Origin of the sequence: Actinoallomurus sp. CA-150999 (assembly GCF_050942425.1) — a bacterium.
GTDB lineage: Bacteria > Actinomycetota > Actinomycetes > Streptosporangiales > Streptosporangiaceae > Actinoallomurus.
Genome location: NZ_CP192063.1, coordinates 11,810,848 through 11,831,089 on the forward strand (window position 1 = coordinate 11,810,848; position 20,242 = coordinate 11,831,089).

Below are 20,242 nucleotides of genomic sequence, written 5' to 3' on the forward strand. Positions count from 1 at the left end.
GGGTCACTCGATCGCACGCTCGAAGGCGGCGCCGAATCCGAGTCGTTTGGCGATGCTCGCCAGCATCTCGTCGGGGTAGAGGTCGAGGTCGCCGGACAGCGCACCGAGCTCCATCTCGTCGAGGCCGAGGTCGGCGAAGATCGACATGTCTCCGGCGGGAAGCACCTGATCGAGCTCCTCGTCGTCGGGGATGTCGAGTTCGAGGTACTCCACGATCTGCCGGGCCAGCACCCAGTCGACGGACGCGGTGACGTCCGAGAGGAAGACCAGGACTTCGTCGGCCAGCATCCGGAGGGCCACGAAGAAGTCGTCGCCGACCGCGACCAACCCGATCGTGCCCCCGATGCTGGGCTGCTGCCGTAGGGCGTGGACCAGCCCTTCGAGGTCTTCTGTCAGTGCGATGGGAAGCTGCTCTACTTCCCACGCGTTGTCTTCGCGATAGACGACGACAGCGAAGTCCGCCGTGTCCAGTTCAGTCATCTTCACCCCAGCCGCGCGCGTCCTGCTCGGGCATCTTGGCAGATGCCGAGCCCAAAGATTCGCGGCACGGGAAAACCCGGGTTCGGTCAGTTGGCTCGGAAGGTGCGCATGCGGACTGCCTCACGGACCCGTTCTCGGCGTGATCGCCGGGGGGACACGCGTTTCCGGAGCTCCCGCGCCTCGGCCAACTCCCGGAGGAAGACCGCTCTGCGACGCAGTCGCTCGCGGACCTCCTCGGGGCTCATCCCTTCGCTCATGGCCGGTACGTTCCCCATGCTCAGGCATCCATTCGGATACCGTTCGGGATATGAAGACCCTCGTCGTCGACCACCCCCTCGTCGCGCACAAGCTCACGACGCTCCGCGACGCGACCACCGACTCGCCCACGTTCCGCCGCCTCGCCGACGAGCTGGTGACCCTGCTCGCGTACGAGGCGACCCGTGACGTTCGTGTCGCTCCTGTGACGGTCGACACACCCGTCGCGGCGGCCGAAGGCGTACGGCTGACGCGGCCGCAACCCCTGGTGGTGCCGATCCTGCGCGCGGGGCTCGGGATGCTCGACGGGATGACCCGGCTGCTGCCGACGGCCGAGGTCGGCTTCCTCGGCATGGTCCGGGACGAGGGCACCCTGAAGGCGACGACGTACGCGACGCGGCTGCCGGACGACCTGTCGGGTCGCCAGTGCTACGTCCTGGACCCGATGCTGGCCACGGGCGGCACGCTCGCCGCGGCGATCCAGCTGCTCATGGACCGGGGCGCCGACGACGTCACCGCCATCTGCCTGCTCGCCGCGCCCGAGGGCCTCGCCCACATGGAGGAGAAGCTCGCGGACTGCCCGGTGCCGGTCCGGATCGTCACCGCCGCGGTCGACTCGCACCTGAATGAGAACGGCTTCATCGTCCCCGGCCTCGGCGACGCGGGCGACCGCCTGTACGGCGTCGTCTAGCGCGGGCGCCCGTACCCGGACGCGAACCGGTGCGGTCGGCGCATCCGTTCGCGCGGCTCTTTGCGGCTGGATCGCCGCCTGGTGTACAAATTAAATGGGTCAGTGGGTCGGCCTTCGGGAGGCGGGGTTTCCTTGAAGAAGTACCTCACTCGGGCGGACGGGGCCTTGACGCCCGTGTCGTTGGGGAAGTCCCCCGGCACGAGACCCATCGCCCGTCACGCGTCCGACGGCCTGGCTCCGGCGAGCGATTCGCCCTCTGAATTCGTGACCGCGCTATGAGGCTGGTCACGCCCGGCGATTCGGCGCCGGCATCGATCCACCGATACCTCCTGCCGCACGAGCACCAGGTGATCACCGTCCGGCGTCATCCGGCGGTGCTCATGACCCCGATCGGCTTCGTGCTCGGCGGCCTCATCGTCGCCGGGGTGCTGAGCAACCTGCTGGCCAAGCAGGGCGGATCGGTCGTCAGCTGGATCTGGTGGGCCTGGCTGATCCTGCTCGCGTGGTTCGTATGGAAGGTCGCGGAGTGGTCCGTTGACTACTTCGTCATAACGAACCAGCGCATGCTCCTGACCACGGGCCTGCTGACCCGTAAGGTGGCGATGATGCCGCTGTCGAAGGTCACGGACATGAGCTTCCAGCGGTCCATCACCGGGCGGATGCTCGGCTACGGAGAGTTCGTTCTCGAGTCCGCAGGTCAGGACCAGGCGTTCCGCGTCGTCAGCTTCCTCCCCTACCCCGAACAGCTCTACCTCGAGGTCTGCAGCATGATCTTTCCGAGCAAGGACGACGCTGACGACTGATTCGACCCACGTCTTGACCAAAACTTCTCCACGTTGTCCGTGTCGTTTGGGTTACTCTCCATGTGTGAGGTAGTGCACCCTACGAACAAGACGTAACCCATTCCGGGTGAAACCCTTCGGTAAGTGAGTCGAGATGCCGGGTCAAGGAAGCGTCGGTGAGCGAGTCCGTAACCTACGTCTGAGTAAACATCTGTCTCAGGCGCAGCTGGCGGGGACGGAGCTGTCCGACAGTTACATCTCATTGATCGAGTCGGGGAAGCGAACCCCGACGCCCGCAGTTGTCCGGCTACTCGCGAGCCGACTGGGCTGCCTGCCGGAGTACCTGTCCGAAGGCATCGAGCCGGAAGAGCGCCTGCATCTCCAGGTTCGCGTCCGCCACGCGGAGCTCGCTCTGCTGGCCGGCGACGCCGATCAGGCGCTCAGGATGTTCGGCGACATCCTCTCCGCGGTCGACAACGACCCCGAGCTGGCCAAGCGGGCTCGGTGGGGGCAGGCCCGCGCGCTGGAGGCCCGCGGCGACGGCGAAGAGGCCATCAGGGCGCTCGAGGAGCTCCGTGAGGAGGCCGGGAGGGACCGCGGCCGGGCGGGATGGCTGCCCGTCATCGTCGTCCTCGCCCGCTGTTACCGCGCCGCCGGCGACCTCGGCCGTACGATCGCGCTCGGCGAGTCCGCGCTGGAGCGCCTGGCCGAGCTCGGTCTGCTCGGCGGCGAGGAGGCCGCGGAGGTCGGACGTACCCTCATCAGCACCTACCTCGACCGTGGCGACGCCGCGCAGGCACGGACGCTCTCCGAGCGCCTCCTCGCCGCGTCCGAGCTGGACCCGGCCGTCATGATCACGGCCTACCGGAAGGCCAGCCGGCGGGCGCTCGAGGAAGGCGCGGGCGGGGAGTCCCTCTACCTCGCCGACCAGGCGCTCGCGCTGCACGCGGGTGACACGCTGACGACCGCGCAGGCACGCCTCCGCGTCGCGTCGGCGCGCAGCCTGCTGCCCGGCGACGCGTCGGCGGAGGCCGCGAACAAGGCCCTGGAGCTCCTGCACGCGGCGGAGCAGGCGCTGAGCGGCGCCGACGCGGCCGAGTGCCTCATCGAGACGGCGCGTTCGAAGATGGTGCTCGGGGAGCCCGATGCCGCGGTGACGATCGCCCAGCGGGTCTTGACCGAGCTCGCCTCCCACCCCGGCGGCTCGGTCACCGTCATCCGGGCCCGGCTCATGCTCGCCCAGGCGCTCGTGGCCACCAGTAAGCACGAGGAGGCGCTGACGGCGCTCCGCGCGACCGGCGACGAACTCGACGCGCTCCCCCCGTCGCGGGCGACCGCGCGGGTCTGGCGGGAGCTGGGCGACCTGTTCGGCGCCGCGGGAGACAGCGAGGCGATGATGGAGGCCTACCGGAAGGCCCTGGAGTCCGCCGGCCTCCGGTCGACCCCCCAGCACTCGAGCGCCGTCGCCAACCTCAGCAGCCACTGACCCGTACCCGTCGGGCCGGTCCCGATGGTCGTACGCCGAAGACGGTCGGGCCGACGCTCATCCGCGTCGCCCGGCCGTCTCGTTCGGTCATGGGGTCAACGGCGGCGTACGCTCCGGCCCGCCTCGGTGATCACCGGCCGGCGCATCGGGAAGCGCCTCGGCCGTTGGCCGGCCGCGGAGGTCCGGCGGAGGCCGCGCTCACCCGCCCCGACCGGCCGGCTCAGCCGGTCGTGACGAGGCTGACGCCGACGACCGCGATGGCGAGGCCGAGGCGCTGGACCGGCCGCAGCCGTTCGCCGTACACCAGGCGGGCCAGCAGCACGGTGCTGGCCGGGTAGAGCGAGCTGAGCACCCCGGCGATGCTCAGCGCACCCGCCCGCGCGGCGAAGACGTACAGCGCGTTGCCGAGCATGTCGAGGACGCCGGCGAGCAGGGCGATGCCGAGGGTGCCGCGGTTCCTGAGCAGGGGGAGGGGCCCACGGCGCGCCACGACGGCCACGACGATCACCACCCCGAGACCGGCCGCCTTGGACGCCGCCAGCGGCCACAGGGTGCCGTCGTCGCCCAGGTGAACGATCACGAAGAACAGGCCGAAACACGAGCCCGCGACCGCCGCCAGGACGGGACCGCCCGTCAGCCGGACCGGCCCGCCGCCCCGCTCGATGCTGACGAAGCAGACGGCCAGGAGGCACAGGACGATCCCGGCGATCGCCGTCAGGCTCAGCCGGTCACCGCGCGCGATGCCGACGACCGCGGGCACGACGGCCGCCAGCAGGCCGGACACCGGGGCGACCACGCTCATCGGGCCCATGGCGAGGGCCCGGTAGAAGACGAGCAGCCCGGCTCCCCCGGCGAGTCCGGAGAGGGCTCCCCAGCCGAGCGCGGCCGCGTGCCACGGACCGCCGAACACCGCCACCCCGAGCAGCAGGAGCAGCCCGGCGGGGAGGCTGACCAGCAGAACGCGAAGGTCGTCGATCCGCCGCGAGGCCGCGCCGCCGCAGAAGTCACCGGCGCCGAAGGCGATCGCGGAGGCCAGGGCGAGTGCGATGATCACGGTTCGATCAGGCGCGTACGGACGACGGCGCCCGGGGCGATCTCAGCGAGCAGACCGCTCAGCGCTTCGCCCGCGGCGGCCAGCAGGTCCATCGGGTACGGCTCCAGCCGCTCCAGGATGAACAGGGCGTTCTTGGTGTCCTCGGTGATGCGGGTGCGGGTGCACTGGCGCCAGTTCCAGCGGCGGCAGGTCACACCCGTGTCGTCGCGCCAGACCACCTCGCCGGCATCCGGGTGCTCGACGACCGCCTCGCCGTTCTTGACCGTGTCGAAGGGCTCGTCTCCGGTGGCGCGGACCAACCGGGCCGGACCGGCGTACGCGTCGAGGTCCTCGCCGCCGATCGGCAGCTCGAACCGGACGCTGATCGTGTTGTAGGCGTCCACGACCCGGTTGATCTCCGGCAGGTCGCCACGGCGCAGGAGGGCGTCCACCGACGGCCGGGCGCGCTTGGGGTTGACGCCGAACCCGCGGTACGCCTCCCGCCAGGCCTCGACGTGGCCGCCGTCGGCACCTTCGGCCCCGGCGGTGTCGACGGCGCGGCCGTCCGACGGGCCGTTCGCCAGCCCTTCCGCGGTCATGAGCAGCACCGCGAAATCGGGACGCAAGGTGCGAATCGCATCATCGATGACGATCTGCTCGAGCATGGACTCATCCTCTCGAATCATCGGTCGGTTCAGCATACCGTGCGGTTCAATGGAATGACCATCTAGGGTGTCCTGCGTGACGGACAAGGTCGGCGACGCGGTCGCCCGCACCGTACGCTCCCTGCGCGCGGCGCACGGTTGGAGCCTCGACCAGCTCGCCGCGCGAGCAGGGGTCAGCAAGGGCGTCCTGGTCGCGCTCGAACAGGCCCGGGGCAACCCCAACCTCGGCACCCTCATCCGCGTGTCGGAGGCCCTCGGAGTGCCCCTCACGCGGCTCGTGCAGGTCGAGGAGGAGCCGCCGATCCAGTTCTTCCCCGCCGAGCGTCACGTCGTCCTGTGGCAAGGGACGTCCGGCGGCACCGGCACGCTCCTGGCCGGCAGCGATCCCCGCCCGTCCATCGAGCTGTGGCGATGGGTCCTGCACCCGGGCGAGTGCCGCGACAGCGAGGCGCACACACCCGGCACCCGGGAGGTCGTCACCGTGGACTCCGGATGCCTGAGCCTCACCGTCGACGGCAGCCGCACCGAGATCGGCGCCGGGGACGCGGCCGTCTTCCACGGCGACCGACCACACTCGTACGCGAACGAAGGGGACGAGGACGTCCGTTTCGTCCTCGCCGTCATGGACCTGTGACGAGGCAGCGTGCCGCGCGCACCGACCGAACTCTGATTACCTCCCACGTAATCGATCTTCTGCTCGCGCTTCGGCATCTTTGAGGCATCGGATCTCAAGGAGGAACGCCATGAGCGACATCAACGAGCTGGTCGGCCGCTACATCGACACCTGGAACGAGAAGGACCCCGCCGCCCGCCGCGCCGCGGTCGAGGCGCTGTGGACCGAGGACGGCACGTACCTGGACCCGCTGGCCGACGTCGCCGGGCACGACGCCATCGACGCGGTCATCGGCGCCGTACAGGCCCAGTTCCCCGACTTCGTCTTCCGGCCCGGCCCGGCGGTCGACGCCCACCACAACCTGGCCCGCTTCACCTGGGAGCTCGGCCCGGCCGACGCCGAGGCGGTCATCATCGGGTTCGACGTGGCGGTCCTTGCCGAAGACGGCCGGATCCAGAACGTCCACGGCTTCCTCGACAAGGTGCCCGCCGCCTGACCGGGGAACCGACACCGTGCCCCGGCGACCCGCGCCACGGCTCGATATCGAGCCGTGGCGTGGCGCATCGATGTGGGAACTGTGTATCCACATTCGCGGTCGGCCGATGCCGGGGCGGCGTGTGGATCGCCTACGCTTGCGGAACATGCGCATCCTCGTGACCGGCGGCGCCGGCTTCATCGGCTCTCATCTGACGGACGTCTTCCTCGACAACGGCGACGAGGTCACGGTGCTCGACGACCTGTCCCGTGGCCGGCCGGGGCGCCTCGACCCCTCCGTCGTCGTCCACAAGGCGAGCATCACGGACGCGGCCGCGCTGCGCTCGATCGTCGAGCGCGTACGGCCGGAGCTGATCTGCCATCTGGCCGCGCAGATCGACGTACGGGTGTCGGTGGACGCCCCCGCCGACGACGCGGTCGTCAACGTCGTCGGCACGGTCAACGTGCTGGAGGCCGCCCGCGCGGTCGGTGCCCGGGTGCTGTTCGCCAGCACCGGAGGCGCGATCTACGGAGTGGACGCGCCGATCCCGACGCCCGAGGACGTGCTGCCCGGGCCGGAGGCGCCGTACGGCACGGCGAAGTACTGCGCCGAGCAGTACCTCGGCCTGTACAACCGGCTGTACGGCACGCGGCACGCGGCGCTCCGGCTCGCCAACGTCTACGGCCCGCGCCAGGATCCCGCCGGTGAGGCGGGCGTGGTCGGCATCTTCTGCGGGCGCGCCGTCCGGGGGGAGCGGCCGACGGTGTTCGGCGACGGCCACCAGACCCGCGACTACGTGTACGTCAAGGACGTCGCGAGGGCCTTCCTCGCCGCCTCCCGGACCGACCAGCCGGGCATGTGGAACATCGGGACCGGCCGCGAGACGAGCGTCCGGGAGCTGATCGACCTGCTCGGCCGGGCGGCCGGTCGTGACCTGGACCCGGAGTTCGCACCGGCCCGCGCGGGTGAGCTGCAGCGCAGCGCCCTGGCCGTCGACGCCGCCGCGCGGGACCTCGGCTGGACGCCCCGTACGACGGTCGCCGAGGGCATCGAGGAGGTCTACCGCTGGGTCGAGTCGGGCTCGCCCGACCGCGCCGGCCGCTGACCCGGGGTCGCTCCTATCTCAAGGTCGCGCAGGTCAGGGGGCGATCCGGTAGTGGTAGGCGTACGACGGGGTGAAGCCGACGTTCTGGTAGAGCCGCCAGGCGGCGTCGTTGTCCGCTTCGACCTGGAGGTAGAGCCGGTCCGCGCGCTGGCGGGCGGCCCACCGTGCGCCGGCGCCAAGGACGGCGGTGCCGACGCCCTGCCGCCGAACGTCCGGGCGGGTGGCCATGCAGAAGGCGCCCGCCCACCCCGCGTCGGCCACGAACAGCCCCATACCGACGGCCTTGCCGTTCCGCGTCACGCTCGCGAACCCGGCAGGCGGTGCGATCCGGGAGATCACCTTCTCCCCGACCGCGGTCGTGTCGGCGTGGTCGTCCAACTCGGCGAAGACCCGCAGCGGGCGTTCCAGGTCCTCGTCGAGGTCGACGGACGGCGTCTCCGCGCCCGCCGTGGCCGCGACGACCTCCTCGGTGAAGGCGGTCAGTACCGTCGTCGGCGCCTCCCGACGATAGCCTCGGCGGTCCAGCAGGGCGTCGAGGTCGCCGAGGGCGTCGGGGATCTGGACGATGACCGGCCGGTCGCGGTCCCGGTAGAACTGCTCGATATCGCCGATCGTCGCCTCGCCGCCCGACGGAGGCGGCACCGCGGAGTTCGAGCGACGGCGTCCGACGTCCGGGGTGTGCCGTAGCAGCCAGCCCCCGCGCTCCTCGGTGAACTCCGCCGGCCAGGCGGCGCGGGCCCGGAGTTCGACCACCGCGGCGACCGACGAGCGGCAGGCGTCCGCGATGGGACGGATCAGGCCGGCGAGGAGGTCCTGATCCTCGGGCCGCGCGGGCTCGTACTCGGTGATGCCGAGCCCGGCCACCTCGAACCGCCGTGCGAGGGCGGTCACCATCGCGAGCAGCCGGTCCGGGGTCAGCCCCTGTGGGGTGGGCACGCCGACGGAACGGAACACCTCCGGGTCGAGGACGTCGAGGTCGATGTGGACGTACACGGCGGACGCGTCGCCGACCGCCTCGACGAGGGCGTCCGGGTCGCCGACGGTCGGGATGCCGGCGGCGGCCGCGTAGTCGCGCTCGGCCGGGTCGAGGTCCCGTACGCCGGCGAGCACGACCTGGCGGGGTTTCAGGGGCCGGTCGGGCACCAGGTCCGCGGGCCCCTCGCCGAGCAGCGTGCGCAGCACCATGCCGTGGAACGCGCCGGACGGCGAGGACTCCGGTGTGTTGAGGTCGCCGTGCGCGTCGAACCACACGACGGCGAGCCGGTCGCCGTGGCGGCGCGCCGCGGCGGCGATCGGCTCGAGTTCGACACCGCAGTCGCCGCCGAGCGTGACGGTGAACCGGCCATCGGCGCGTTCCAATGCGGCGCGTGTCCGCCGGGCGTTGGCGGCCAGCGCCCGGCGGCCGTCGTCGTTCGCGACATCGACGCACACCCGGTCGGCGGCGGGGACGAGGTCGCCGAGGAGGCGGGCTCCGGCGCGTAGCCGATGTGCGGTCACCGAGGACGATCCCTGCCACTGCGGCACCTCGACGACCGTCACGTCAGGCCGAATCGGCTCGTTTCCCATCGGGGCTCCCCCGGAACGTCGTCGGGCACCTCCCGCGAGCGCAGCAGGTCCTCGGTCATCCTACGAAGCCGGTCGATCCACCGGTCGACCAGCCTTCCCCGACCCGGCCGGCTCCAGGCCATTGGCCCAATCAGTATGTAGCACATTGGTCCTTACGCCCGGCCATTCTGCTTCCTAGTCTGACCGCGTGATCAGTGCTGACATGTGGTTCGACCCCAAATGCCCGTGGGCGTGGATCGCCTCCCGCTGGCTCCTCGAGGTGGAGAAGGTGCGCGACGTCCAGGTGCGCTTCCACGTCATGAGCCTGGCGATGCTGAACGACGGCCGTGAGGGTCTGGAGGACTGGTACGTCGAGTGGCTGCGGGACGCGTGGGGACCCGTGCGCGTCGCCATCGCGGCCGAGCGGAAGTACGGAAACGAGGTGCTGCGCGACCTCTACACGGCGCTCGGCACCCGGATCCATCACGACAAGGCGCCCATCGGGCGGGCCCTCTACCTGGACGCGCTGGCCGAGGTGGGGCTGCCGGCGGAACTCGCCGACGCGGCCGACGTGAGCGACCACGACGAGGCCCTCCGGGAGAGCCAGCACGCGGGTCTGGACCCGGTCGGGGAGGATCTGGGCACGCCGGCGATCCACGTCCCAGGGCCGGACGGCGAGCGGATCGCGTTCTTCGGCCCGGTCGCCAGTCCCATTCCCCGTGGCGAGGCGGCCGGCCGACTCTGGGACGGCGTGCTGCTGGTGGCGGGCACGGACGGCTTCTTCGAGCTCAAACGCGCCCGGACCCGCCGACCGATCACCCAGTGACCGCGTGCGTCCTCGCCCGGATCGGTCCACGCGGGGTCACGGTCGGCGTGGTGGGGTTCGCTCGACGCGGCGGTGGCCGGCGAACTCCGTCAGGAACACCCCTTCCCCGCGTGTCTGTCCCGGCAGGCGCCGCCCGAACTCGTGTACCCGCCCGAGCGGGATCACGCCCGTCACGTACGCGGTGTCGTGCCGTACGGCCAGGTCGTCGGGGGTTCCGCCGACCTCGGTGAGCGTGCCCAGCACCCCGCTGACCAGGTCGGCCGGCACCTCCAGTTCGAAGCGGCCCACCGGCTCGCACACGTGGGTCCCGGCCTGGCGCAGCGCCCGCTCCAGTAGCCGGGGCGTCAGCGTCCGGAAGTCGCCGGCGGTGGTGACCGGGCTCGCGTAGCCCGAGTGCGTCAGGGTGACCGCGCAGTCCGTGACCTCCCAGCCGTACGGCCCGCGGCGGAGGGCGGCGCGCACGCTGTCCTCGATGGCCGCGTGGAACGCGGCGGGCAGCGACCCGGCCTCGACCTCCAGCCCGTACCGCAGGCCCGTCCCCGCCTCGGCGGGCTCGATCCGGAAGCCGGCGGTCGCGCACACCTCGTGGTCGCCGTGCCGGTCGATCTCGTGGAACGCCGCGCCGACGCGGGCGGGCCGCTCGATGTGGACGGTCCGCGTGGCGTCGAACGTGACGGCGATCCCCGCCTCGTCCTCCAGCCGTGCCTGGAGCACCTCTTTCTGCACCTCGCCGTACAGCAGCACGGAGATCTCGTCGCCGACGCGGACGTTGATCAGCGGGTCCTGCTCGGCCAGCCGCAGGAGCGCGCCGTGGAGCAGCGGAGCGTCGGCCGGGCGCACGCTCCGTACGACGGTCTCCAGGGTCGGGGGCGCGAAGTGTGGTTCGTCCGGCCCGTCGGCGGGCGCGCCGATCCGGTCGCCGATCCGGACGTCCTTCAGTCCCCAGAGCTTCACGATGTCGCCCGCCCCCGCCCGGCGAGCGGGTGCCGCGCCGCCTCGTTCGAACACCTCGAGACCGGTGATCTTCTCGCGGTGCTCCCGCCACGCGGTGGGCCCGCCACCGGCGCGCCGGTAGAGGGCGGGATGCTCCCGTACGGCGACGGTCCCGGAGTGCAGTCGCGCGTACGCGGCCTTCCGGCCGGAGGCGTCGCGCTCGATCGTGAACACCGTGCCGGAGAGGTCGTCGTCCCGGCTTCCGCCGGCCGGCGGAAGGAGTTCGCGGACGCCGTGGACGAGGTCGGCCACGCCCACGCCGGTCACGGCCGAACCGAAGAACACCGGGTGCGCCGCCGCCCGGCCGGTCTGCTCGACGAGCCTGCGCCGGCAGTCCTTCGCGTCGACCAGGCCGTCGGCGCGCACGTAGGCCGCCAAGAAGGACTCGTCGCCCTCGGCCAGCACCTCCGTCACCTGGTCGAGGTGCCGCGGATCGTCGAGGGCGTACGGCCGGGTCGCCGCGTCCCGCGTGCCGAGGCCGGTGACCGTGCCCATCGCCACCGCGCCGGGGGCGAGCCTGCGGGTGATGTCCCGCAGCAGGTCGTCGTGGCGCGCGCCCATCCGGTCGATCTTGTTGATGAAGATCAGCGTGGGGATGCGCAGCCTGGCCAGCACGCGCATGAGGACCCTCGTCTGGACCTGGACGCCCTCCACCGCCGAGACGACCAGCACCGCGCCGTCCAGGACCCGTACCGCGCGTTCGACCTCGGAGACGAAGTCGGAGTGGCCGGGCGTGTCGATCAGGTTGACCTTCAGGTCGTCGATGGTGAACGAGACCACCGCCGACCGGATGGTGATCCCGCGCCGCCGCTCCAGCTCCAGGGAGTCGGTCTGTGTCGTGCCCCGGTCTACGCTGCCGGGCTCGTCGATGACGCCCGCGTGGAACAGCAGCCGCTCGGTGAGCGTCGTCTTGCCCGCGTCAACATGCGCGAGCACCCCGATGTTCAGGGAATTCATGAAGTGTCGTCCTCGATGCCGCCGAGTGATCCTCTGTCGTGATGACCTGAGACCACTGGCGCATCGCGAGCCCCCACTTCCTCGTACGGACGACGACGGCGTCCACGGGACGCCGATGCGGCCGGAGCTTAACAAGAGGCTCGCGAGGGGGCAGCTCATTTATTCGCGGCTTTCCCGAGCCGCGTCCCGGAGGATCTGCGGCTCCTCCGGGACACGTGAACCTCACTCCGGGGGCCGGGTGTAGGACAGGTCGACGTCGTCGAGGTCGAACCATTGCCCGGACGCCGGTTGCTCGGCCATCGGGTCGGTCCAGCGCAGGCGGACGCGGTCGGGGCGCACCTCCAGCAGGCGGGCCCGGCGCCAGGAGGTCTCGTCCACGGGCCGGGCCCACCAGGGCTCGGCCAGGCACGACAGGCCCGTGGTCAGCAACGTTTCCCGGGCCTCCTCGCGGGCGGTGACCTCGCCGAGCGGGGCGCCGAAGACGGTCACGGCCTGCCAGCCTCCCGCCGCGGGCACCAACCGGCCGAGCGGCTCGCCGTCCTCCCGGACGACCTGCTCGGGTGCGGGCAGGCCGGGCCAGCGTTCGCGCATCGCCGCGATGATCTTTTCGTTGGTGGCGCGGAGCCAGGTGATGCCGTCGCGCTCGGCCCGGCTGCCCGGATAGGCGTCGGGCTCGACGCGGCGCCCGGCGACCCACGTGGCGCGCACCTCCTGCGTGGCGTCGACGCGTTCGGTGGGGTCGCCGTCCACCAGGACGAGGTCGGCACGGCGGCCGACCGCCACCCGGCCGCGGTCGGCCAGGCCGAACACCTCGGCGGGCACGGCGGTGGCGGCGGCCAGCGCCTCGGCCGGACGCAGTCCGGCGGCGACCAGGTGCCGCAGCTCGCGATGCAGGCTCGCGCCGAATACCAGCCCCGGGTTGGGCGCGTCGGTGCCCGCCAGCACCGGCACCCCCGCCCGCAGCAGGGCCAGGGTGTTGCGCCGTGCCGCGGCGCCGTTGGGCGGCTGTGGCGGCATCCACCGCCGGGCCTGGCGGTCCAGAACCCTCCGCCACCGCGCGGGCAGCCGCCCGGCCGGCCCCGGCTCGGCCAGCAGCGGCAGGACGCCGTCCGGGCCGGGGAAGCCGTCGACGACGGCCAGCGTCGCGATCACCGCGCAGCCCGCAGCGGCCACGGCGTCCACCTCGTCGTCGCTCATGGCGTCGAACGGCGCGTGCGCCAGCACGTCCACTCCGCACCGGGCCACCGTGACCGCCCCGGCGGCCGTCGAGGCGTGCGCGACCACCGGCAGCCCGAGCCGGTGTGCCTCCCGCACCAGGGCCTCGATCGTCGCGGCGTCGAGCGTCGGGATGTCCAGCAGGGCGCCCGCCCCGTTGTCGTAGATGACCTTCAGGTGGGTGGCGCCCTCGCCCACGCGCGCGTTGACGAACGCCGCCGCGTCCGCCGCCTTGCTGACGTAGGGCAGCGGCGCGTACGCCATCGTGGGGTGGCCGCCGGGAGCGGTCGCCCCGATGCCGGAGGTACGCAGGTCGGCCCGTACGGGGCCGACTCCCCGCGCGGACGCGCGCACGGCCGCCGTCTCCGGTTCGATGACCTCCGGCTTGCTGAACTGATCGATCACGGTCGTGACGCCGAACACCGCCGCGAGCTGCGTGCAGCCGGGCAGCAGATGGACGTGTGCGTCGATGAGCCCCGGCAGCAGCGTCCCGCCGCGCCCGTCGACCAGGACGTCGCCCTCGGCCGCGACCGTGGCGTCACCGAGGGCGTCGATCCGCCCGTCGACGACTCGCACGCAGGTGACGTCGAGGTCGTCACGGCCGTCGAAGACCCGGACGCCGGTGACGGTGAAGGGATGGTGTGTGCTCACCTCCGCGACCCTAGAAGTTGACGTTACGAGAAGGTCCAGCGATTAACCTGCGGTCATGCGGTACTCCATCAGCCGGGTCGCCCGAATGGCCGGTATCTCGTCCCGGACGCTGCGCCACTATCACGACATCGGCCTCCTGCTGCCGGCGCACGTGTCGGCCAATGGGTACCGCTGGTACGGGCGCGGGGAGCTGTTGCGCCTGCAGCGCATCATGCTGCTGCGCGAACTGGGCCTGCCGCTGAGCGACATCGCGGCGGCCCTGGACGGCGATACCGACGAGCTCACCGCGCTACGGAAACACCGTGAACAGCTGGCCGCCGAGAGAGACCGCATCACCAGGGTGCTGGACACCGTCGACCGCACCATCGCCGGCCTGTCCGGAGAACGCCTCCTGCACGATGAGGAGTTCTTCACCGGACTGGCCGAGGCCAAGGACCGGCTGCGCCAGGATCTGCGTGTGCGGTACGGCACGGCGGCCGAGAGCCACATCGCCGACGCCGAGCACGCCACCCGCCATTGGACCCGTGCCGACTACGAGAACGCCGCCGAGCAGGGGAAACGCCTGTACACCCGGATGTCCCGGGCACGCCGTCGCGGGGCACCGCCGGACGCGCCCGAGGCGCTCGACCTGGCCGCCGAGCACTATCAGAGTGTGCGCGCCCTCTGGCCCGCCGACGCCGCCGCCTACCACGCTCTGGCCGATCTGATCACGGACAATCCCGAGCAGCGCGCCATCGTCGCCGCCGTCGACCCCGACCTGCCGCCCTGGCTCGCCGAGGCCGTACGCGCCTACGCCGTGCAGCGCCTCGGACTACGGATGAACTGATCGGAACACCACTCCCGCCGAAGGCCTCATGCGGCCTTCGGCGCTTGAGCGTCAGGCCGGGGAGAACTCCCAGATCGGGCTGGCCGCCACCCGGGAGATCCGCCACCCACCGGCGGTGCGGGCGGCCTCGAGCCGGTATCGCTCGCCGAGGATCCGCTGTCCCGTAGGTGCCGCGAAGACGACGAGCAGGTTGGCGTCGATGGTGGCACGGTCGCCGTCCACCTCGATGCGGGGGTTGGTGATGAAGTGCTGGGTCGCCACGTCGGCCGGGTGCGAACGGCGAGCCTGGGCGGCGAGGGCGTCGACGCCACGCACCGAGCCGCCCGCGGTGTCGGCGGCCGCGTCCTCGGTGAAGATCGTGCGGGCCTCGTCGAAACGCTTCTCGTCCAGCCAGATCCCGAGACGGGTGACAAGCGCGACGAGCTCGGCAGAGTCGGTCCGTTCCATGACATACCTCAATTCATTGGCCTTGCCAACATTGGTACAGCCAACGATATCACCATACGTTGGAACGGCCAACGGTTAGACTGCGCCCCATGACGGCCGACGAAACGACGCCCACGCGCCTGCGGCAGGCGCCCAGCTGGCTGCTCGGGCAGGCGTCGATCCACAGCGGCCGGCTGGTGAACGAGCACTTCGCCGCCGCCGGCGCCCGCGGCTACCACTACCGGTTGCTCGCCGCCCTGCAGGAGTTCGGCCCGGCGAGCCAGGCCGAGCTCGGCCGCCGCACGGGCATCGACCGCAGCGACGTCGTCGCGGCACTGAACGAGCTCGCCGAGAAGAAGTTGATCGAACGCTCACCGGACCCGGCCGACCGGCGGCGGAACACCATCACGATCACCGCTGCCGGCAGCGACCGTCTCGAGCACCTCACCACCGTCCTGACCGAGATCCAGGACGCCCTCCTCGCCCCTCTCTCGGCCCCCGAACGCGAGCAGCTCACGGCCCTGCTGCGCCGGATCGTCGACCACCACACGGCCCGCCGCTGACCTCCCCGTTCACTCCGCCTGAGCGGCGGGACACGGAAGCGTGACGGACAGCGACGTCCCTTCTCCGACCGGGCTGTCGACCCGCAGGGTCCCGCCGAGCACCTCGACCCGCTTCTTCAGCGCGGCGAGCCCGGACTCATCGTGCAGAGGATGGGCGCCGCCGACACCGTCATCGCTGATCGACAGCCGGATGCCCTCGCCCTCCTTGGTGAGGTCGATGCGGACCGCGGAGGCGTACGCGTGCCTGATCGCGTTCAGCAGCCCCTCGGCCACGAGGTGATACACCATCATCTCGACCCGGTCGGTCAGCTCCTGACCGGTCGGAACGTTGAGGTCGACGGGCACCGGGCAGCGACGGGCGAGAGCCTTGAGGGTGGCCGTCAAGCCGCCTTTCGCCGGGACCACGGAGAGCAGGTCCGCGGATACCTGCCGAAGCCGGTCGTCGATCTCCGACGCCTCCTCGGCGAACCGCGACAGGCGTCGCCGGAGCCCCTCATCCGCGACCCCGGCCTGCGCCTCCCGGAGCTGCAGGGTGAGCGCCTCCAGACACTGCCGTGGTCCGTCGCTCAAATCCGCCGCGACGCTTCGGCGTACGGCGTCGGCGGCCGTGACCATGTGGGCGTGGCAGGCGATGAGCTCCGCGCGGGCGTCGGCCTGCGCGACCGCGCAGTTCAGCAGTTGCACGAACTCGGCCATCGTCTGTTCGGCGTCATCGGGTGGCGGGTTGGTCTCCCGGTACAGCGTGGTGATCACCCCCCACAGCCGGTCCTCGACCGTGATGGGACCGGAGACGCCGACTCCCAGGCCATGTGCCCTGGCCCAGGGACCAAAATCACTCTCGATGGAGGCCACCGTCCGACGCGCCGGCCATCCCGTCTCCAACACGATCCCCGCCGGCGTGTCAGGTGCGACGACCCAGCGGCCTCCGAAGGGAGCGTCGACTTCCGGGAAGTCCGGATTGCTCCACTTGGCGACCAGGGTGAGCGTCCGGTCGTCCCGGTAACGCGTGATCGACGTGTAGTCCGCTCCGAGCAGCCCGCCCATCTCACCGGCCGCCGCGGTGAAGACCGCCGACGGTGAGGCGCCTTCGGCCACCAGGGTCGCGACGCGCCGAAAGGCTCCCTCGCGCTCCATGATCCGCGGGAGCTCTTCATGGCCTGACCCTGGGGCGTACAGCCGATCCCAGATCATCCCCAGCTGACGAAGCAGTCTCCTCGGCACGGCCATCATCTCTGGCGTGCAGCTGCCATGGTCCCCTCCCAAGCCGGTGTGACCTGCGAATCCGGGCTGACAACCCAGCGTATAACCACGTCGATGGCCGACCTCGTACCAGCCTCTGCGCGTGATCGGGAAGATGCCGCCGAATCTCTCGTCAGGGCATGGAGAGGGCGGCGATCGCCTGGCCGATGGCGGTCTGGTCGTCGTCCGGCAGCCATCTGGCCGCGTGGACCATGTGCAGGGCCATCGTCAGGCGGACGCGGTCGGTGTCGGTGCCCAGGTCGCCCAGGTAGGCGGGCAGGATCAGGCCGAGTGCCTTGAGGTCGGCGCGGGCGCAGAGCCGGGTCAGCAGGTCCGGCAGGAGGTCGTCGACGGGGCCGTGCTCCAGGCCGCCGGTCGAGCGCAGGCCCTCGGCGATCGCGAATCGGTTCCAGTCGCCGTACTGGCCCTGGGGCGCGTCGTCGACGCACGTGGCGGCGAGGAGGAAGTGTTCGCGCGCCTTGGTGAGGTCGCCGAGGTCGCGGTACGCCGTTCCCAGGTTGATGTGCAGGGACGGGTAGAAGCCGCGGACGCGGTCGTCGCCGACGTTGTCCGCGCGGGCGAGGCATTCCCGGTTCCAGTGGAGCGTGTCCTCGGGGGTCGGCTGGTGCCGGGCGAGGTAGTGCGCGGCGACGCAGGCCTCGTAGTCGTCGGTGGCCGTCTCCCATGCCTTCTCGAAGAGGTCGCGGGCGTCGGCGGCTCTGCCGTCGGCCTCCGCGCGCATGCCTTCCGCGCACAGCCGTACGACCGGATTGTCCGGGTTCATGGTTCTCCCTTTCGCGCGAAGGCTCAGGCGCCTTCGTGGACCGGCATGACGATGGTGGTGAAGCCGCCCTGGTCGGCGGAGCGGACGACGACCGGGTGCGCCGCCGAGGAGATCTCCAGCAGCAGGTCGGGGCCCACACTGGCGTCGACCGCCGGAAGGAGCACCTTCGGGTCGAAGGCGATCCGCACCGGCGGCCCCGTACGGATGGCGCGGAGCGGAGTCTCGTCCGGTCCGCGGCGTACGACCAGGCCCTGCCCATCGTCCGCCTGGAAGGTGACCGGTCCGTCCGCGTCACGCGCGAGCACCGTACGGAGGGCGTCGCGCTCGATGATCAACCGGTGCCGGGCGGCCGGGAGCTCGTCGAGGATGACCCGATAGGAGGGGAACGTCCCGTCCGTCACCGGGATCACCCGATGGTCCCCGTCGCCGTACACCCGGGCGCCCCTGCCGTCGATCTCGATGCCGACCTTCGGCAGCCGTACGGCCCAGGACGCGATCTCCGTCAGGGCGGCGGTGTCGACCAGCGCCTGTCGCGGGCCGCCGGTGACGACGCTCGGGCGCAGCGCGCGGACCGCCAGCCGATATCGGTCGGTGGCCACCAGACGCACCTCCTGCCCGGTGATCTCGACCAGCACGCAGCCGAGCACCGGGAACTCCTGCCGGGCCTCGCCGCGGGCCGCCGACGGAACGACCTGCCGGACCGCGCCGGCCAGTTCCGGGCCGCCGAGGCGGGCCTCCGCGCCGCCCGGGGGACCGGAGAGGTCGCGGAGGACGGCGTCGATCGCCGCCTGGGCCGCCGCGGCCGTCTCGCGGGTCCGGCGCGCGTGCACGGCCAGGACGGCTCGGGCCTCGTCGGGGTCGCCGTCGAGCACGGCCGAGGCGTCGACCAGCGGCAGCCCGGCCTCGCGGAGCCGCCGTACCAGGACGGCCCGGGACTCCTGGTCCGGGGCGTAGTACCGGTATCCCGTCGCACCGTCCACGTGGGCGGGCGGCAGGAGGCCGCAGTCGTCGTAGAACCGCAGGGCGCTCGGGCTCAGCCCCACCCGGCGGGCGAAGGCCCCGATGCTCACCAGCGTTCCGGTGTCGTCCATGGCGGCAATCGTGGGCCTTCGACCCGCTTGAAGGTCAATCGCCGGAGGCGCCGGCCTCGTACGTCTCGATCGTCCGGACGAACAGCGCGCGCTCTTCGGGGGACAGCGGCTCGAACGCGGCGCGCCAGGCCGTGGCCCCGCCGGCGAGCCAGCTCTCGATCGCCGCGCGGGTCTCGGGGTCCTCGGTGAGGTCCACGATCGTGCGCCGGGCGTCGCCGGGGTCGGAGCGGCGCTGCAGGACCCCCTGCTTGGTCAGGTCGCTGACCATGAGGCTGACGGTGGTCGGGGCGACCTGCAGCCGGGTGGCGAGCTCACCGACCACCATCGGCCCGTCGAACAGCAGGTACGACAGGAGCGACAGGTGCCGTGGCGCGAGGTTGAAGGACCGTAGGCGTTCGGGGATCGGCGTGCGCTTCAGCCGCGCGGCCAGACGTGGCATCAGCAACAGCATGGCCCGGACCGCCTCGTCCGCGCGCAGGCCGGGTTCCGGCTCCGTTGACATCCCCGCGATCACCCGTATACGTTTGCGATCAAATCATATTTGCTTTCAAAGCAAAGTATTCCACAGCAGCCACACCGTACCGGACACCCGTCCGGTGGAGGTCTCCATGAACGCGACGTCCGCAGCGAGCTTCAACGAACGGATCATCGAGGAGTTCCGCGCGAACAACGGCAAGGTCGGCGGGATGTTCGATGGTGTACCCCTCGTGCTGATCACCACGGCGGGCCGGAAGACCGGACGGCCCCGCACCACCCCGGTCGTCCACCTGCGCGACGGAGACCGTCACCTCGTCTTCGGCTCCAACGCCGGCGGGCCGGAACACCCGCAGTGGTACCACAACATCGTGGCGAACCCGCAGGTCACGCTCGAGATCGGCACCACGGACGGCGTCCGTGCGCTCGCGACCCGGGCGGTGGTCCTCGAAGGTGAGGAGCGGGATCACTGGTACGAGCGCCAGTGCGCACTCGAGCCCGGCTTCCGCGCGTACCAGGAGAAGACCACCCGTACGATCCCCGTGGTCGCCCTGTACCCCCTCGACCTGTCCGCCGACCCCGCGCGCAACCGGGTGATCGGCGAGCAGCTGATCCGGCACCACGAGGACCTGCGTGCCGAGCTGCGCGACGTACGGGCGCGGATCGACGACCTGCTCGCCGGAGGGCCGCAGGCCGCAGAGCCCGACCGTCCGGCGGACCTGGCCGCCCAGCTGCGCCGGCACTGCCTGACCTTCTGTTACGGCCTGCACCTGCACCACACCCGGGAGAACGGCGCGTTCTCGGCGTTCGAGGAGGAGTTCCCCCACCTCGTACCCGTCATCGAACGGCTGCGGGCCGAGCACCGGGTCATGGAGAAGGCCCTGACCGAGCTCGAGACGCTCCTCGGCGACGAGTCGGCGGATGACCTGGAACACCTCCGAGACGAGCTCGACCGCTTGGTCGCCGGACTGGAGGACCACTTCGCCGCCGAAGAGGCGAGCCTCCTCCCCGCGGTGGGCGTGACACCCCCGCACCGGGGCGGACGCTGATACGTTTTCAGGTGACCG

21 protein-coding genes are annotated in these 20,242 nt (G+C 71.6%); 10 read left to right on the forward strand and 11 right to left on the reverse strand.

The features are described 5' to 3' along the window. Nucleotides 1-3: 3 nt before the first annotated feature. Nucleotides 4-480 carry a tRNA adenosine deaminase-associated protein gene (locus ACQP2O_RS54750; protein ID WP_433178684.1) on the reverse strand — a complete coding sequence of 159 codons (477 nt, stop codon included), beginning with the start codon at nt 478-480 and terminating at the stop codon, nt 4-6. A gap of 307 nt (nt 481-787) precedes the next feature. On the opposite strand from ACQP2O_RS54750, the gene upp reads away from it, so the two are divergent. The 3 genes from upp to ACQP2O_RS54765 all read left to right on the forward strand — a co-directional run bounded on the left by upp (nt 788) and on the right by ACQP2O_RS54765 (nt 3,694). Then, nucleotides 788-1,426, forward strand: coding sequence for a uracil phosphoribosyltransferase (gene upp / locus ACQP2O_RS54755; RefSeq protein WP_433178685.1), 639 nt, complete (start codon nt 788-790; stop codon nt 1,424-1,426). 275 nt (nt 1,427-1,701) lie between these two features. Continuing rightward, nucleotides 1,702-2,229 (forward strand): PH domain-containing protein, encoded by a 528-nt coding sequence (locus ACQP2O_RS54760; protein WP_360882293.1) that lies wholly within the window; start codon nt 1,702-1,704, stop codon nt 2,227-2,229. 133 nt (nt 2,230-2,362) lie between these two features. Further along, nucleotides 2,363-3,694, forward strand: a complete 1,332-nt coding sequence (locus ACQP2O_RS54765; protein ID WP_433178688.1) for a helix-turn-helix domain-containing protein — start codon at nt 2,363-2,365, stop codon at nt 3,692-3,694. A gap of 220 nt (nt 3,695-3,914) precedes the next feature. Here the strand turns inward: ACQP2O_RS54765 and ACQP2O_RS54770 are convergent, their stop codons facing one another. Together ACQP2O_RS54770 and ACQP2O_RS54775 are read right to left on the reverse strand one after the other, a co-directional pair. Then, nucleotides 3,915-4,748: an EamA family transporter gene (locus ACQP2O_RS54770; RefSeq protein WP_433178690.1), complete on the reverse strand. Its 834-nt coding sequence runs from the start codon at nt 4,746-4,748 to the stop codon at nt 3,915-3,917. Continuing rightward, nucleotides 4,745-5,392: a B3/B4 domain-containing protein gene (locus tag ACQP2O_RS54775; protein WP_433178692.1), complete on the reverse strand. Its 648-nt coding sequence runs from the start codon at nt 5,390-5,392 to the stop codon at nt 4,745-4,747. Before ACQP2O_RS54775 ends, ACQP2O_RS54770 begins: the two co-directional genes overlap by 4 nt. 76 nt (nt 5,393-5,468) lie before the next feature. Here ACQP2O_RS54775 and ACQP2O_RS54780 point away from each other — a divergent pair, with 76 nt between their 5' ends. The 3 genes from ACQP2O_RS54780 to ACQP2O_RS54790 all read left to right on the forward strand — a co-directional run bounded on the left by ACQP2O_RS54780 (nt 5,469) and on the right by ACQP2O_RS54790 (nt 7,585). Then, nucleotides 5,469-6,026, forward strand: a complete 558-nt coding sequence (locus ACQP2O_RS54780) for a helix-turn-helix domain-containing protein (RefSeq protein ID WP_433178694.1) — start codon at nt 5,469-5,471, stop codon at nt 6,024-6,026. A 109-nt stretch (nt 6,027-6,135) separates the two neighbouring features. Next, nucleotides 6,136-6,501 carry a nuclear transport factor 2 family protein gene (locus ACQP2O_RS54785; protein ID WP_433178696.1) on the forward strand — a complete coding sequence of 122 codons (366 nt, stop codon included), beginning with the start codon at nt 6,136-6,138 and terminating at the stop codon, nt 6,499-6,501. 145 nt (nt 6,502-6,646) lie between these two features. Then, nucleotides 6,647-7,585 carry an NAD-dependent epimerase/dehydratase family protein gene (locus ACQP2O_RS54790; RefSeq protein ID WP_433178698.1) on the forward strand — a complete coding sequence of 313 codons (939 nt, stop codon included), beginning with the start codon at nt 6,647-6,649 and terminating at the stop codon, nt 7,583-7,585. Between the two features lie 33 nt (nt 7,586-7,618). Here ACQP2O_RS54790 and ACQP2O_RS54795 read toward each other — a convergent pair whose 3' ends face one another. Next, nucleotides 7,619-9,151: a GNAT family N-acetyltransferase gene (locus ACQP2O_RS54795; RefSeq protein ID WP_433178701.1), complete on the reverse strand. Its 1,533-nt coding sequence runs from the start codon at nt 9,149-9,151 to the stop codon at nt 7,619-7,621. A 202-nt stretch (nt 9,152-9,353) separates the two neighbouring features. On the opposite strand from ACQP2O_RS54795, the gene ACQP2O_RS54800 reads away from it, so the two are divergent. Beyond that, nucleotides 9,354-9,956, forward strand: coding sequence for a mycothiol-dependent nitroreductase Rv2466c family protein (locus tag ACQP2O_RS54800; protein WP_433191536.1), 603 nt, complete (start codon nt 9,354-9,356; stop codon nt 9,954-9,956). Between the two features lie 36 nt (nt 9,957-9,992). Here ACQP2O_RS54800 and ACQP2O_RS54805 read toward each other — a convergent pair whose 3' ends face one another. Together ACQP2O_RS54805 and ACQP2O_RS54810 are read right to left on the reverse strand one after the other, a co-directional pair. After that, nucleotides 9,993-11,906: a GTP-binding protein gene (locus ACQP2O_RS54805; RefSeq protein ID WP_433178703.1), complete on the reverse strand. Its 1,914-nt coding sequence runs from the start codon at nt 11,904-11,906 to the stop codon at nt 9,993-9,995. 222 nt (nt 11,907-12,128) lie between these two features. Further along, nucleotides 12,129-13,772: an amidohydrolase family protein gene (locus ACQP2O_RS54810; protein ID WP_433178705.1), complete on the reverse strand. Its 1,644-nt coding sequence runs from the start codon at nt 13,770-13,772 to the stop codon at nt 12,129-12,131. A gap of 55 nt (nt 13,773-13,827) precedes the next feature. Between ACQP2O_RS54810 and ACQP2O_RS54815 the strand changes: the two genes are divergently transcribed. Then, nucleotides 13,828-14,598, forward strand: a complete 771-nt coding sequence (locus ACQP2O_RS54815) for a MerR family transcriptional regulator (RefSeq protein WP_433178707.1) — start codon at nt 13,828-13,830, stop codon at nt 14,596-14,598. A gap of 51 nt (nt 14,599-14,649) precedes the next feature. Here the strand turns inward: ACQP2O_RS54815 and ACQP2O_RS54820 are convergent, their stop codons facing one another. After that, nucleotides 14,650-15,045, reverse strand: a complete 396-nt coding sequence (locus tag ACQP2O_RS54820; RefSeq protein WP_433178709.1) for a nuclear transport factor 2 family protein — start codon at nt 15,043-15,045, stop codon at nt 14,650-14,652. Nucleotides 15,046-15,134: 89 nt separating this feature from the next. On the opposite strand from ACQP2O_RS54820, the gene ACQP2O_RS54825 reads away from it, so the two are divergent. Further along, on the forward strand, nt 15,135-15,587 hold the full coding sequence (locus ACQP2O_RS54825) for a MarR family winged helix-turn-helix transcriptional regulator (RefSeq protein ID WP_433178711.1): 453 nt from the start codon (nt 15,135-15,137) through the stop codon (nt 15,585-15,587). 9 nt (nt 15,588-15,596) lie between these two features. Here the strand turns inward: ACQP2O_RS54825 and ACQP2O_RS54830 are convergent, their stop codons facing one another. The 4 genes from ACQP2O_RS54830 to ACQP2O_RS54845 form a co-directional block, all read right to left on the reverse strand. Beyond that, on the reverse strand, nt 15,597-16,721 hold the full coding sequence (locus ACQP2O_RS54830; protein ID WP_433178713.1) for a GAF domain-containing sensor histidine kinase: 1,125 nt from the start codon (nt 16,719-16,721) through the stop codon (nt 15,597-15,599). A 238-nt stretch (nt 16,722-16,959) separates the two neighbouring features. After that, nucleotides 16,960-17,610 carry a hypothetical protein gene (locus ACQP2O_RS54835; protein WP_433178715.1) on the reverse strand — a complete coding sequence of 217 codons (651 nt, stop codon included), beginning with the start codon at nt 17,608-17,610 and terminating at the stop codon, nt 16,960-16,962. Nucleotides 17,611-17,633: 23 nt separating this feature from the next. After that, nucleotides 17,634-18,701, reverse strand: a complete 1,068-nt coding sequence (locus ACQP2O_RS54840) for a MerR family transcriptional regulator (RefSeq protein WP_433178717.1) — start codon at nt 18,699-18,701, stop codon at nt 17,634-17,636. Between the two features lie 34 nt (nt 18,702-18,735). Next, nucleotides 18,736-19,203 carry a MarR family winged helix-turn-helix transcriptional regulator gene (locus ACQP2O_RS54845; RefSeq protein WP_433178719.1) on the reverse strand — a complete coding sequence of 156 codons (468 nt, stop codon included), beginning with the start codon at nt 19,201-19,203 and terminating at the stop codon, nt 18,736-18,738. Between the two features lie 106 nt (nt 19,204-19,309). Here ACQP2O_RS54845 and ACQP2O_RS54850 point away from each other — a divergent pair, with 106 nt between their 5' ends. Beyond that, nucleotides 19,310-20,224 carry a nitroreductase/quinone reductase family protein gene (locus tag ACQP2O_RS54850; RefSeq protein WP_433178722.1) on the forward strand — a complete coding sequence of 305 codons (915 nt, stop codon included), beginning with the start codon at nt 19,310-19,312 and terminating at the stop codon, nt 20,222-20,224. Nucleotides 20,225-20,242: the final 18 nt, after the last annotated feature.